Source organism: Caenimonas sedimenti (assembly GCF_007833165.1).
In the GTDB taxonomy this organism is placed as follows: Bacteria; Pseudomonadota; Gammaproteobacteria; order Burkholderiales; family Burkholderiaceae_C; genus Ramlibacter; species Ramlibacter sedimenti.
Map to the genome: position 1 here is coordinate 21,497 of NZ_VOBQ01000032.1, position 14,248 is coordinate 35,744.

At 64.6% G+C, this 14,248-nt stretch carries 11 protein-coding genes; 1 reads left to right on the top strand and 10 read right to left on the bottom strand.

What is annotated here, in order from left to right:
• Positions 1-39 precede the first annotated feature (39 nt).
• The 10 genes from FN976_RS28230 to FN976_RS28275 all read right to left on the bottom strand — a co-directional run bounded on the left by FN976_RS28230 (position 40) and on the right by FN976_RS28275 (position 13,081).
• Positions 40-663: a DsbA family protein gene (locus FN976_RS28230; RefSeq protein WP_186511263.1), complete on the bottom strand. Its 624-nt coding sequence runs from the start codon at positions 661-663 to the stop codon at positions 40-42.
• A gap of 29 nt (positions 664-692) precedes the next feature.
• Entirely contained in the window at positions 693-1,151 is a 459-nt protein-coding gene (locus tag FN976_RS28235) for a disulfide bond formation protein B (protein WP_145897350.1), read from the bottom strand.
• A gap of 152 nt (positions 1,152-1,303) precedes the next feature.
• On the bottom strand, positions 1,304-2,122 hold the full coding sequence (gene nadE / locus FN976_RS28240; protein WP_145897352.1) for an NAD(+) synthase: 819 nt from the start codon (positions 2,120-2,122) through the stop codon (positions 1,304-1,306).
• Positions 2,123-2,269: 147 nt separating this feature from the next.
• Complete coding sequence (locus FN976_RS28245) at positions 2,270-3,490, bottom strand: sterol desaturase family protein (RefSeq protein WP_145897354.1); 1,221 nt, start codon at positions 3,488-3,490, stop codon at positions 2,270-2,272.
• A 62-nt stretch (positions 3,491-3,552) separates the two neighbouring features.
• Complete coding sequence (locus FN976_RS28250; protein WP_145897355.1) at positions 3,553-6,711, bottom strand: efflux RND transporter permease subunit; 3,159 nt, start codon at positions 6,709-6,711, stop codon at positions 3,553-3,555.
• Positions 6,708-8,351: an efflux RND transporter periplasmic adaptor subunit gene (locus FN976_RS28255; protein WP_145897357.1), complete on the bottom strand. Its 1,644-nt coding sequence runs from the start codon at positions 8,349-8,351 to the stop codon at positions 6,708-6,710. Before FN976_RS28255 ends, FN976_RS28250 begins: the two co-directional genes overlap by 4 nt.
• A complete protein-coding gene (locus tag FN976_RS28260) occupies positions 8,348-9,634 on the bottom strand; it encodes a TolC family protein (protein ID WP_145897359.1) in 1,287 nt (428 codons plus the stop codon). The genes FN976_RS28255 and FN976_RS28260 overlap by 4 nt, the downstream gene beginning before the upstream one ends.
• A 69-nt stretch (positions 9,635-9,703) precedes the next feature.
• Positions 9,704-10,114, bottom strand: a complete 411-nt coding sequence (locus tag FN976_RS28265) for a hypothetical protein (RefSeq protein ID WP_145897361.1) — start codon at positions 10,112-10,114, stop codon at positions 9,704-9,706.
• A 118-nt stretch (positions 10,115-10,232) separates the two neighbouring features.
• Entirely contained in the window at positions 10,233-11,879 is a 1,647-nt protein-coding gene (locus FN976_RS28270; protein WP_145897363.1) for an AMP-binding protein, read from the bottom strand.
• Entirely contained in the window at positions 11,876-13,081 is a 1,206-nt protein-coding gene (locus tag FN976_RS28275) for an acyl-CoA dehydrogenase family protein (RefSeq protein WP_145897365.1), read from the bottom strand. The genes FN976_RS28270 and FN976_RS28275 overlap by 4 nt, the downstream gene beginning before the upstream one ends.
• Before the next feature lie 71 nt (positions 13,082-13,152).
• Between FN976_RS28275 and FN976_RS28280 the strand changes: the two genes are divergently transcribed.
• A complete protein-coding gene (locus tag FN976_RS28280; protein WP_145897367.1) occupies positions 13,153-13,989 on the top strand; it encodes a helix-turn-helix transcriptional regulator in 837 nt (278 codons plus the stop codon).
• Positions 13,990-14,248 lie beyond the last annotated feature (259 nt).

The following is a 14,248-nucleotide window of genomic DNA, read 5'->3' on the forward strand; positions in this document are numbered from 1 at the left end:
TTCTCTCGGGAGCCGGCCAGCAGCGTCAAGGTTCTCATCTCACTGCGGATAGGCCGTTTCGAGTTCCCGATTGACCAGCGCTTTAAGCTGTTCATGGCCAAAATCCTTCAAGGGCTTTCCATTGACAAAAAATCCTGGCGTGCGGGTGACGTTCAGGGCCTTGGCATCGGCCATGTCCTGTTCGATGTTGGCAAGGACCTGAGCTGAGCCGGCATCCTCGCGGGCTTTCCTCAGGTTCAGACCAGTGCCGTCCACGATGGTCCAGATCAGATCGGGCCGGGGATTGTGGTCTGCGCCCCAGGTCCGCTGGGCGTCCAGCAAGGCGCGGTTCACCGGCCAGAAAAGGCCTTGAAGCCTGGCTGCCTCGAGAACTTTGACGGCGGTGTCGGCGCCGGCATGGAAAGGCGTATACCGCACGACCAGTTGAACCTTGCCGGGATGTCTGTCGACAATGTCCTTGACCAAGGGATAGAACGCCCTGCAGGTCTCGCAGGCCGGATCGAAGAACTCGACGATCCGGACCTTGGCCTGCGCGGAGCCATACGTCGGAGAATGCGGGCGATTGAAGATGGAGTTGCCTTGGCGAGCGAGTTCGCCAAGGCGTTCATCTTCCATCCGGTCGTACAGGTACACGCCCAGGCCGAACAGCAGGATCACGGCCATGGCCGAAGTCAGGAGGATTCGTTGACGGTTCATCTGGACCGACCTGTCTTGGCCGCAATCAGCAACAAAATGATGATGATGGTGAAGGACACCAGCGAGAGCATCGGGATGGTGACCAAGCCGCCCAGTTCCAGGCTGACCTCGGCGCAGGACGGGCCTTTGCCGCAGGGCTGCAGGCCTTTCGGGATGTAGCCCGAATAAAGCAGCCAGTGGTAGAACGCCGCAAGCCACCCGGCGCCCGCCAGCGGCACGGCGTACTTGATGCCTCCTGAATCTTGCGAGTACAACCCGATGGCGAGGATCGGCACGAGAGGGAACATCGCGATGCGTTGGTACCAACAAAGCACGCACGGCTCCAGCTTCATGACCTCGCTGAAGAACAGGCTGCCGAGAGTCGCGACGAACGCAACCAACCAGCAGATCAGCAAAAGGGACCACTGCGATGACGCGATGTGACGAGGCGTGGTGTTTGAGAGACCAGTTGGCATGGAGCGGACTGAACCGGCTGGTTGCTAGCCGTCGAAGGAATTTGGGACAACTTATGGGAACGGCCAGACCTCGATCTGAGTCGTGCAGCTCAGCTTGGTTCCTGCGAGGGCAGAACAGCTACCAAGCGGGGATCAAAACTGACGAAAATCGCCTATCCAGGTTGTGCGGGCAGAGCGCGCTTGTGGCGGCTGGCGAGGTAGAACCGTTCGATGATAGCCACAGCAGCCTCTGACACGGGCCGTCCTTCCAGGAACGCATCGATCTCTGCGTAGCCGACGCCGAAGGCCGACTCATCGGGAAGCTGGGGGCGCAGAGACTCCAGATCGGCAGTTGGAACTTTCCTCACCAGCCCGGGCGGGGCCCCAAGGTGTGAGGCGAGTTCGCGCACGCGCCCCTTCGTCAACCCGGAAAGCGGCGCCAGGTCGCACGCGCCGTCCCCGAATTTGGTGAAGAAGCCCATGACGGCTTCGGCCGCATGGTCGGTGCCCACGACCAGCCCGCGCCGCGCCCCGGCGACGGCGTACTGCGCGATCATCCGTTGTCGCGCCTTGATGTTGCCCAGGACAAAATCTTCCTGCGAAGCATGCTCGAAGGACTGTCCCGATGCCTTCAGGCTCGCCAGCATGGCATCGCTCGCCGGTCGGATGTTCACAGTCAAGACTTCATCTGGCTCGATGAATGCCAACGCCTGCTGCGCGTCCTGCTCGTCGGCCTGGAGCCCGTAAGGCAGGCGCATCGCGACGAATCTGACGGCTGCTCCTTGGGAGCGGGCTTTGGCGACGGCGAGCTGGCACAAGCGGCCCGCCACCGTCGAATCAACCCCTCCGCTGATGCCGAGGACGAAGCAACTCGACTGGGATCGCATGAGGTACGTGAGAAGAAAGTCGATGCGGCGGTCGGCCTCCGCCATGGCATCGAAATGGGACTTCACACCGAGTTCGCTCACGATCGTTGTCCGGTCGAGTTGCATAGGTTGCTCCTGGTTCTCCGCTGCAAGTATGACGCCGCTATGCCGGACTACGGACGATGAAGGCGCGTCGAAAGCCGCAAACATAAACCTGGCCGCACGCCCTGACCCAAGCGTTGCGGCGGGACGCGGCCGCATCCCCCTGCGTGGCTACCGGCGCTCGAGCGTTGCCCTGTTCAACTCCAACGGCCACTCACCGGGATCAGTCAGGCCGACGCGGCCGGTCCCGACATTGTTCGGAGGTGTCTTTCCCAACAAATGACCCAGCGGTGCCACGATGAAGCGCAGCGTTTGGGCGCCCGCCTCGCGCCAGTTGCCAACGAGAATCGCGTAGCGCAGCATCGCCGCGTGACTTCGGAGGTGAAGCAGCAGGTAGGGTTGTGAGATCACGTGCGCCAGCTCGTAGGCGCGCCACGCACCCGCGACGTCGCCGCGCGACCGGTGCGCCACCGCCGTGGAGACTTCCCGGGCAAATGCGCCGCGCGCGCTTTCGTAGGAATGGCTTGCCGCAGGCGTGCGTCGAAACGGATAGGCGAGTTGCGCGCCATAGCTGATCGGGAAGTCGGATTCCTTCAGGCCGACCTCCCGGGGGCCCAGTTCCGTTGCCGGCAGCTTGAAGGTTCGGAAGAGGTGGTCCCACACCAACCAGAACTCGCCGTAGTTCACTTGGGCGTCTTCGTACTCGCGCTTGTGGTGCCAGCGATGCACTTCGGCCACGGCAAGCACGAACTTCAGCGGCCCGAGCCGATAGTCCAGGTTGGAATGCTGGAAGGCAAGATGCACAGCAAGGACGCCAAGCCAGGCGCCGATCGCGGCAGCAGGCGCGCCGAGGATCACCAGGACGGCGAGCCCAGGCCCCGCCATCATCCCCGCATGCAGCGGATGGCGACGCTCGCCATTGAGCCAGTACAGGCGCTCGGCGCTGTGATGGATCGCATGGAACTTCCAGAGCCAGCGGCTGCGATGACTGAACCAGTGCACGGCATACAGGCTCAGATCGAGGATGGCGCCCGCGGCCAATGCCTGCGCCCACAGCGGCAATTGGGTGGGCCAGAACCTGCCGGGGCTAAGGTAGGGCGCCAGTGCAGCGATCACAGCATGCACGGCCAGCAGCACTGCAAGGTTCACAACGGCGTGAGTCGCGTCACACTTGGTGTCGTGATGGTCCTCGAGCCAGGCTTGTTGAAAGGGCAGCAGGCGCTCCAGGAGCGCGACAATCGCCAGGGCGACCGCCGTAACCAGCGGCACGGTAGGCAAATACGTCCAGCCAGCAGCAAGGCCGCCGAAGATGGCCGCTGCAGAAGCTGCGAGCACGGCGGGGTAACTGGTAGTGCGGATCAGCACGGCTAGCTGGGATGTCTTGTCGATCATGGGCCTCTCCAAATGCATGAAGCCGATTTGAATCCCTGTAGACGGTACAAGGTCAAGCTCTTTCAGGCGACTCCTGGGGTGCTGCTGGGAAACGCACGGCTGCCGCGCCGCCGGCGCAGCAGCAGGTAGGCCGCGGGGATGACAAACATGGAGAGTAGTGGCGCAGTGATCATCCCGCCTACCATGGGAGCCGCGATGCGCTGCATGACTTCCGAGCCGGTGCCGCTACCCCACATGATGGGGAACAAGCCGCCCAGGATGACAGCAACCGTCATGGCCTTGGGCCGCACCCGTAGCACGGCGCCGTCCCGAATCGCATCGAGCAAGTCTGCCGGCGAATCCTTGCCGGCCGCCATCCTGTCCCGCCACGCGTTATTCAGGTACAGCAGCATGATCACGCCGAACTCCGCGGCGACACCCGCCAAAGCAATGAAGCCGACTGCGCCCGCAACCGAAAGGTTGTAGCCAAGCAAGTACAGCAGCCAGATTCCCCCCACCAGAGCGAACGGAAGCGTCGCCATGATCAGCAATGCGTCGTCGAAACGCTTGAAGGTCAGGTAGAGCAGCACGAAGATGATGAGCAGCGTGAACGGCACAACGACCTTGAGCTTGGCGGTCGCGCGCTCGAGGAACTCGAACTGCCCGGACCAGGAGACCGAATAGCCGGGTGGCAGCTTGACCTTGTCGGCAACCACGCGTTGCATGTCCTGCACTGCCGACCGCAGATCGCGGCCGCGGATGTCGACGTAGACCCAGCCGGACAGGCGGGCGTTCTCGCTGCGCAGCATCGGCGGGCCATCGGTGACCCTGATGTCGGCCACATCCGAGAGCACCAGCCGCGTACCGCGTTCAGTGACGATGGGCAAGCTGCGCAGCTTCTCCAGCGAGTCGCGGACCTCGCGCGGGTAGCGCACGCTGATCGGGAAGCGTTGCAGCCCCTCGACCGTCTCTCCCACATTTTCTCCGCCGACGGCGGAGCTGATGACGGACTGCACGTCGGCGATGTTCAGTCCGAAGCGGGCGGCAGCCTCACGGCGGATGTTGACATCGACATACCGGCCGCCCGTCAGCCTCTCTGCCAAGGCGCTGCTGACACCGGGTACATCCTTCAGCACACGCTCGATCTCGCCGGTGGCCCGGTCGATCTCAGCCAGGTCCGCGCCCGCCACCTTGACGCCCACCGGGCTCTTGATGCCGGTGGCCAGCATGTCGATGCGGTTGCGGATCGGCGGAACCCAGATGTTCGAGAGGCCCGGAACCTTGACGATGCGGTCCAGTTCCTCGACCAGCTTATCGGGCGTCATGCCCGCGCGCCATTGCTCGCGGGGCTTGAACTGGATCGTGGTCTCGAACATCTCCAGCGGCGCCGGGTCTGTCGCCGTTTCTGCCCGCCCGGCCTTGCCGTAGACACTGGCCACTTCGGGCACGGTCTTGATCAGGCGGTCGGTCTGCTGCAGCAGTTCGGCAGCCTTGCCGGCTGACAGGCCCGGCAGGGCGGAGGGCATGTACAGCAAGTCCCCTTCGTCCAGTCGCGGCATGAACTCGCCGCCGATGTGTTGCAGGGGCCACAAGCTCACGACCAGGACCGCGCCCGCGATGGCGAGCGTGACTTTCGGAGCGCGCAGCACGGCTTCCAGCAGCGGGCGGTAGGCTGCGATGAGCCACCGGTTGAGCGGGTTCTTCTGCTCGCTGGGAATCCTGCCGCGAATCAGGTACCCCATGAGTACCGGGATCAGCGTGACCGCCAGTCCCGCAGCGGCCGCCATCGCGTAGGTCTTGGTGAAGGCCAACGGCGAGAAGAGGCGACCTTCCTGCGCTTCCAGCGTGAACACAGGAATGAACGACAGCGTGATGATCAGCAGCGAGAAGAAGAGCGCCGGGCCGACTTCAGCCGCCGCTTCCCCGATGACGCGCCAGCGTGCATCGCCTTCCAACTTTTCGTTGGGATGGGCCTGTTCCCAGTGTTCCAGGTGCTTGTGCGCGTTCTCGATCATCACCACAGCCGCATCGACCATGGCGCCGATCGCGATGGCGATGCCGCCCAGCGACATGATGTTGGCGTTGACGCCCTGGTAGTGCATGACGATGAACGACGCCAGGATCCCGATCGGCAGCGAAACGATGGCCACGAACGCCGAGCGCAGGTGGAACAGGAAGACGAAGCAGACCAGCGCGACCACCAGGAACTCTTCCAGCAGCTTGACCTTGAGGTTGTCGACTGCGCGCTCGATGAGGCCAGAGCGGTCGTAAACCGGGATGATCTCCACCCCTTTGGGCAGGCTGGCCTGCAGCGACTTCAGCTTGGCCTTGACCGCGGCAATGGTCTCCAGCGCGTTCTTGCCCGAACGCATCACGATCACGCCCCCGGCCGCTTCGCCTTCGCCGTCCAGCTCGCCGATGCCGCGCCTCATTTCCGGGCCAACCTGCACGCGCGCCACGTCGCCGAGCTTCACCGAGACGCCGCTGGGCGTCGTCATCAGGGGAACCTGGCGGAAGTCGTCCAGCGATTGCAGGTAGCCCGAGGCGCGCACCATGTATTCGGCCTCGCCCAGCTCCAGCACGGAACCACCGGCCTCCTGGTTGGCCTTCTGCAACGACTCCACGATGCGGGTGTGCGGAATCGCGTACGCGGCCAGCTTCTCCGGGTCCAGCACTACCTGGTACTGCTTCACCATGCCGCCCACGGAAGCCACCTCGGCGACGTTGGCGACGCTCTTCAGCTCGTATTTGAGGAACCAGTCTTGCAAGGCGCGCAGCTGGCCGGCGTCGTGGGTGCCGCCGCGGTCGATCAGGGCGTACTGGTAGATCCAGCCAACCCCCGTGGCGTCCGGCCCGAGCGCGGCGTTGGCGCCCTTGGGCAGGCGCGACTGCACCTGGTTCAGGTACTCCAGCACGCGCGAGCGGGCCCAGTACATGTCCGTGCCGTCCTCGAACAGCACGTACACGAACGAGTCGCCGAAGAACGAATAGCCGCGCACGGTCTTCGCGCCCGGCACCGAGAGCATGGTGGTCGTCAGCGGATAGGTGATCTGGTTCTCGACGATGCGCGGGGCCTGGCCGGGGTAGGTCGTGCGGATGATGACCTGCACGTCCGAGAGGTCGGGCAGCGCGTCCAGCGGCGTCCTCGCCAACGAGTAGACGCCCCATGCGCTGACGATCACGGTCGCCAGCAGCACCAGGAACCGGTTCACGATGGACCAGCGGATGATCGAAGCGATCATTTCCTGCTCCCCGAGGCCGCGGCGGCCGCTGCCGACATGGGCGACACGTGCGTCAGCTGCGGGCCGTCGGGCCCCAGGAAGAACTCGAATGCGATGCGGTCTCCGGCGGCGAGATTGCGCGGCAGCTGGTTCGGGGCGGGCAGCTTGAACTCCATCGTCATGGCTCCCATGCCGGCGGAAGGCAGCGGTCCATGCGCGATTGCCATGCTGTCCTTGCCGATCTCGCGGATCGTTCCTTCGCCCTGGTGGCGTGGCATCGCGGGCGCAGCTGGCACGGCCGGCGCGGCCGGCTCGTTGTTCAGGCGCGCTTCCACGCCCTTGAGGCTAGCCTCGGAGTCGATCAGGAACTGCGACGACACCACCACGCGCTGGCCTGCCTGCAAGCCCTTGCGGATCTCGGTCTGGCCGCCGCTTTCGATGCCGGCCTGCACCTCCACCGGCCGGAACCGTCCGTTCTCCTCCGCCACGATCACCACCGCGCGCTTGCCGGTGTGGATCACCGCCTCGGTCGGCACCACGATGGACTTCTCGGGACGCATGTCGCTGAAGCTCATGGAAACGAACATCCCCGGGATCAGTTGGCCGCGCGGATTGGCGAGTTCAACGCGCGCCTTGATCGTGCGGGTGGCGGTGCTGACATCGGGGAGTAGGGTCTCGACCCGGCCTTCGTACACCACGCCGGGCGTCGCCGGCGTCTGGGCCTTCACGCGCGCGCCGGGCCGCAGCAGCGCCGCCTGGCTTTCCGGCACCTCCGCGTTCGCCCACACCGTGGCGAAGCCGCTGATGCGAAACAGCGTGGCGCCCGGCATCACGGCCATGCCTTCGCGTGCGGCGATCTCCGTGACCAGACCGCTGCCCGGGGCCACGACCGTCGTGCGGGGGTTGAGCCGGCCGCTCGCCTCGACGCCGCGGACCTGCTCCTCCGTCATGCCGGCCAGCCGCATGCGCGACTTCGCACCTTCGACCAGCGGCCCGAGGTCCGGCCCCTGCAGGCGGCGCACGGCGAGGTACTCCTGCTGGGCGGCGACCCAGTCCGGTACATACAGTTCGGCGAGGGCTTGGCCCTTGTTGACCCGGTCCAGCGTTGCGCGTACCAGCAGTCGCTCGACATAGCCAGTGGCGCGCGCCTGGATCACGGCCTGCTCGCGCTCGTTGAAAGCGATGCTGCCGACGGCGCTCACTTGCGGCGAGAGCATGTCTTCGCTCGCGACGGCCGTGCGCACGCCCAGGTTTTGCTGGATGCGAGGGCTGACTGTGATGCCGCCCTGGTCGGTGTCCGCACCGGCGTAGACCGGCACCAGCATCATGTCCATGAACGGCGACTTGGCCGGCTTGTCGAACTTGTTCCCGGGCACCATGGGATCGTGGTAGTACAGGATCTTGTGGCCGTTGGCCGGGTCCACTTCGCCGGCCTTGATGCCGGCCTTGATGTGCCGACGTGTCGCTTCCTCACCTTCCGGGATGCTCTGCGGCAGGGGTGCCTTGGCTGCCGGGCCAGTGCCGACCGCGACCGGAGCGGCCGGATCGATCCCCGCCGCCGGCCCCATCGCGCTGTACTGGCCCATCCGGAATACGCCGTAACCGGCGAGCGCGATGGCCGCCGCGACGGCGATCGCCGCGAGTTTGTGGTTGCTGGTCATGGTTGCTCCTTCGGCACGGGCAGCGGGGCGGCTTCCGGGGTGAGGTAGTGAAGCTGGGCCCACAGCCGCGCGGTTTCCATCTCCAGCGCCAACAGCTGCATGCCGGCATCGATTTCTTCCCGGCGCGCGGCCAGCACAGCGGCAAGCGGCCCGGTACCGGCCTGGTACGCGGTCAGGGCGGCTGCGCTGCGCATGCGGGCCGCCGGCAGCAGCGCCGCCTGGAGTTGCGCGTGACGCTCCTTGCCCGAATTCCAGTCGTTGGCGAGCATGCGCACTTCGGCTTCATGCATCCGGAAGGCATCCTCATACTTCGCGCGGGCTTCTGCCAGCGCAGCGAGCTTGGCCGCCACTTCACGATCCTGCCGGTTGGTTCGGCCGATCTGCAGCGGGACCGAAACACCGATCGAAACCATGTTGGAGTAAGCCGAGCCGCGCTGGCTGAACATCGCTTCGACCGTCCAGTCTGGGCGCGTGTTGGCCTGGGCTTGCTGGACTTCGGTTTCTGCTGCGCGAACTTGAGCTGCCAAAACCGCCAGATGCGGCAGGTGCTGGAGGTGGTCTGGCGAGAGCGACGCGGCGGCAGTCGGGTCACGCCAATCGATGCGCCCGTCGGGCGGCCGGCTGGCGGCATCGGCGCCGACCCATCGCGCCAGCGCCAGGCCCGCGGCCCGCACCTGGCGCTCGGCCTGACGCAAGCGGTCTTGCAACTGGACGGCGGCGGCGCGCGAGCCGAACAACTCGGCCTGCGTGCCGCGCGCGTTGGCATAGGCGATCTCGGCGGCCTGCACTTCGAGCTGCGCCTCCTGCAACTGGCGGCGCAGCAGCGTGACCATCGCTTGCGCGTAGTGGCGCTCGATCCAGGCCAACGCTGTCTCGCGCTGGATGGTGGCTGTGGCTTCCAGGCGTTCGGCCTGGATGCGCTCGCCGTCGCGTTGGAAGCGTTCGGCGCGCAAACGGCGCTTGTCGGCGCGCGTGAACTCTTGCATCAAGCCGATGCTTCGCATCGTCATGAAGTCGCGGGAAAGGCTGAACCGGTCGGGCCCGTTGACCGGCAGGTTCTCGATGCCGGCCTTGAGCACCGGATCCGGGAGCTGAGCGGCGGAGACGCTTTGCTCGCGCGCGGCCGCCGCTGCGGCGTCGTGGGCGACCAGTTGCTGCGAGCGAGCCAACGCGATACGTTGCGCATCCTGCAGGCCCAGGGGCTGCTGCGCCCAGGCGGCGGATGCGAAGGCGAGCAGGCTGGCAGCGCGAGCGGCGCCACCAAGGAAACGGAGAATGGACATGAGACCTCCAGAGAGCGAACGTGCTGCGGCGACACGAAGTCGCGCGCAGCGCCTAGGCGCCGTGGGAGGTCAAATGCGGAAGCAGCAGTGCATGACGGCCAGCGGTGGGCTGGCCGAGGTTCGCAAGACGGAAGGCTGCACGGCCAATCCGACGCTCTCGCGAGGCGAGGGAAGGCGGACGGTCAGTATTGTGGCCGGGGCAAGCAGGGCCGCGGGTGAAACCGGCTGGGACTGGTCCAGCGTTCCCGCGGCCGATTGGCAGTGCGCATGGCAAAGCGTGGGTTGGGCATCCGCCATCGCTTCGGCGCATGGCATGCCGGCGTCCGCCATCTGCGCCATCTCGACCGCCTTGAACACACCCGGGCAGGCATAAGCCGCGATGGCGCTCTGCGTGAAAAGCAGTGCGCACAGCGACAGCACGGCCGTGAGCAACCGCCAGCGGCGGCGGCTGCCCAAGGTTGACCAAGCCGGGATGAACATGAAGCTGAGTCTATCCGAGCGCGCCTCTCCTCATCAAGACAAGCAAGCGCGCCGCTACATCAGGATCGCCGGGCCCTTGGCGGGCTACACGAGGAGAACGCAGCAATCGCCCCAAAGCTCAAGCAGATCCACTCAATGAACGAAGCCGCTGCTTGTCGACCTTCCCGGTCGCTCCTCTGGGCAACTCCTGCAGGAAGATAAAGCGGTCGGGGACCTGCCACTTTGGCAAGCGCCCGACGAGGTAGCCGGCGAGATCCGGTTGCGGCCCCTGCCACTGTTGCACGAGGCACACATACGCCACGGGCCGTTCCTGCCAGACGGCGTCCGGAACAGGAATCACGGCAGCTTCACTCACGGCTGGGTGTGAGGCCAGCGCCGACTCGAGCTCGAGACTCGAAATCCACTCTCCTCCGGACTTGATGAGATCCTTGTACCTATCGACGATGCGCACGTACCCTATCGCATTCCAGGTTGCCACGTCCGCCGTCTTGAGCCAGCGTCGGCCTTTCCCGTCCACGACGAAACTTGCTTCCGAGCCGCGGCCATCTTCCGCACCGGGATCGAAATACGCATCGGCCACCCAGGGGCCGCGGATCTGCAACTCGCCCGGGGTCATACCGTCGCGAGGCGCATCCACACCCTTGTCGGTGATGACGCGAACCTCACATCCCACCGGAGGCAATCCGGGCGTTCGCCGTAGTTCCTGCCATTGGGCGTCGGTGATGCCCGCCCGGCGGGTGGACACAAGACCAAGCGGCGACACTTCAGTCATTCCCCAGCAATGCTGGACCTCGATACCGAACTGATCGAAGCCCGTCAACAGGTCGGCTGAGACTGTCGCCCCACCAATGGGCAACCGCTTGAGAGTGACCAGCCGTTCGGGGGCGATCTCACCCTTGCGCAGCGCCTCAAGGACGGCGATCCAAACGGTGGGCACAGCCGTCGCCATCGTGACTTTGGCTTCTTCGATGAGGAGCGTCAGCGAAGCCGGATCGGAAACGCGGTAGCTGAGAGCGATGTTCGCGCCGCATAGGCATGCAGCATACGGAAATCCCCAGCCTTGAGCGTGGAACATCGGCACCACTGGGAGGCAGGTATCGTGTTCACTTAGGGCGATGGTGTCGGTAAACAGCATCGACATGGCGTGCAAGAGTGTGGACCGATGGCTATAGACCACGCCCTTGGCCTTACCTGACGTGCCGGACGTGTAGCAGACACCGCACGCTGCCGTCTCGCTAAGATCGGGCCATTCGGCGCCATGGCTCACATCAATGCTCGCCAGATAGCTCTGCAACCGCTTGCCTGGGAATTGCGCAGAGTTCTTTGCTGCGTCGGAGCTGCCAACCAACGCGATCATCAGCAGCCCCGCGGGCAACTCAACTTCCGCAAGCAGGGGCAGCATCGATTCGTCCACCACGAGCACTTTGGGGCTGGTCTCTGCCAGCATGGTCGCGATAGAAGCCGGCGGCAGGCGAACATTTGCGGTGTGCAACACAAAGCCGCCAGCGGGCACGCCGAGGAACAACTCCAGGTGCTCGTGACAGTTCCACAGGAGCGTGGATACGCAGTCGCCTGGCTGCAGCCCTATGCCTTGCAGCCACCCGGCCACCTTTCTGGCGCGATGGGCGAGTTGACCGAAGGAGGCACGTTCGAACGTCCCGTTCCGAAGAACGGTGACCTTCTTGTGAGCGTAGAGAGTTTCCATTCGCTCGACAATCCCACCCACCGTGAGCGGGACCGCCTGCATCAGCCCCTGTGAAATCATGGGCCGGACTCCCGCCAAAATCCGGCGTATGTGCCTCGCAGCACCTCACGCCCTACGATCTGCTTCATCATCTGCGATGTGCCGTCCAGTATCCGGACGACGCGGGACTCCCTCCACATCCTTTCAATCGGGTAGCTCTTGGTGTAGCCATAGCCTCCGAACAATTGAAGAACGCGATCAGCCACGTCAAACACCGTTTCTGCGTTCGCCAGCTTTGCCATCGCGGCCCATCCACTGGCATTCTGCGGATCGTGGTCGAACCGCCATGCTGCGTCGTAGGCCAGCAGGCGCGCGCTATGAACCTGGGTAGCCAACTCAGCGAGCTCCCAGCGGATCGCTTGGTTGTGAGACAAGGCCTGCCCGAACTGCTTGCGCGTGCCTGTGCGCTCGACGGCGAGGTCGAGCATGGCCTGCGCCAAACCCACGGAATACGCGGCCCAGTGAAGACGGCCATGATCGAGGCAACGCATGGCCAGGTCGAAGCCTTGACCCTCGACCCCGATCAGGAAGTCAGCCGGGATTGCGCAGTCCTCGAAGACGACTTCGTTGTGGAACGAACCTGCGCCTCCCAGCATTTCCATGGGAGGCCCGACACGAAGGCCCTGCGTGCCGCGGGGCACGAGGAAGGCGGAAAGCCCGCCGCGACGGTCGGGTCCACCCGTGCGGGCAATGACCGTGAAGCAGTCGGCGATTTGCGCGTTCGTAATGAAGATCTTGCGCCCGTTCAGGACGTAGCCGTCAGCGCACCGCGAGGCTTGTGTGGAGATCGAGGCGGCGTCTGAACCGGCGTCCGGTTCCGTCATCGCCAGGGCTGCAACGAACTCCCCGGACGCGAGCCGTGGCAGGTACGTTCGCTTGAGCTCATCGCTGCCCGCAAGCTCAATCGCCTTCGAGCCGATGTGAACGTTGACCCCGCAGGTGTAATAGAAAGCAATGTGCGCCGCCGCGATCGCCTCGATGGAAATGCAGCTGCCCAACATCGTCAACCCAAGGCCACCGTACTCGCGCGGAGTATGCGAGCCGAACATGCCCATTTCCCGCAGTCGCTGAATCGCGCTCGTGGGAATGGCGCCTGTGCGCTCGACTTGGTCAGACAAGGGAACCAGCTCAGCTTGAACAAATGAGTTGACGCGGGTACGCCACTCCGTCAGCTCGGGTGTCAGGTAAGGACTTGGCTGCACATCGATCTCCTTCACATCCATCGTACGAACCGTGGTGTGCCTAGAATGTCGCGAAACGGCCAAGCTGTAGCCTGGTCGAGCCACGGAGTCTTGTGTACGGCAAGAGCGAACGATTTGAGGACTATGACGGCGCAAGCAAGTTGCCTGTCGCCATGGCTACCGCCATGGTCGGTGGATCGGCGCGCGAAATGCCACCGATGCGGCGGGCGGGAGTTCTCTATGTCGCGTCTGGATCGCTTCGGCTTCAGGTGAATTCGGCCCACTGGATCTGCGCGCCAGGCGGTGCCTTGTCGCTACCGTCAGGCAACAGTGCCAAGCTTCATGCCGCAAGCACCTGCAGGCTCATATTTGCCTTCCTTCCGTCCGCGCGTTCGACGCCGACGGTTCAAAAGGTGATCGTGACCGACCTCTTTCGCGCTCTACTTGGCGCGCTCGCGGAGATCCCCACAAATGCTGCTCGGACAACCCGGACCCGCTTGCTTGGGGGCCTATTCGTCAACGAGCTTCAGTTCACCAGCTCGTCGCCGATTCATCTGCCGTGGCCTGCGTCCGCAAAGCTCGCGCGCGTCTCCCAGGCCATAGTGGAAGACCCTAGTCGTCCGCTGACGGTCGCACAAGCTGCCCGGCTGGCAGGCATGGCGCCTCGCACGCTCTCGAGGTGGTTTGCAAGCGAAACCGGTCTGAGCATGGGGGGGTGGCAGCGCGCTGCGCGCCTCACCGTCGCGCTGAGCGAGATCGCTAAGGGGGGATCGGTCTACTCGGCGGCCGCAGCTAGCGGGTTCAGCACCGCATCAGGCTTGTGCGCAGCATTTCGGCGGGCGAGCGGCACCACTTTGCGCGGGTACTTCAAGCCGGATGCCGGTGCTAAACAGGTCCGCGATGAAGCGCTCTTCTTCTCGACGCAACTGGGCGTCGAAGCGGGCGGGTGAATTGAAGGGCTTCTCGCACGCCATTGACGCTGCCTACTCTAGTCAGCGATCCATGAAGCACAGAACTGTGAAGCGGTAGCGCGAAGCCGTCATCGAGCAGCTGACCGAGATTCGAGTACACCTAAGGGATTGGCGTCGACTACTGGCAGGTTGTTCGCTTCATGACAGTGACCGCCTCGCCGAAAGAGTGACCAGGTCGCGCCGAACCTGGTGTCCAGCGGGTTCCGAACGGGGTGTCCAAGTTGGGCCGAAATACGCA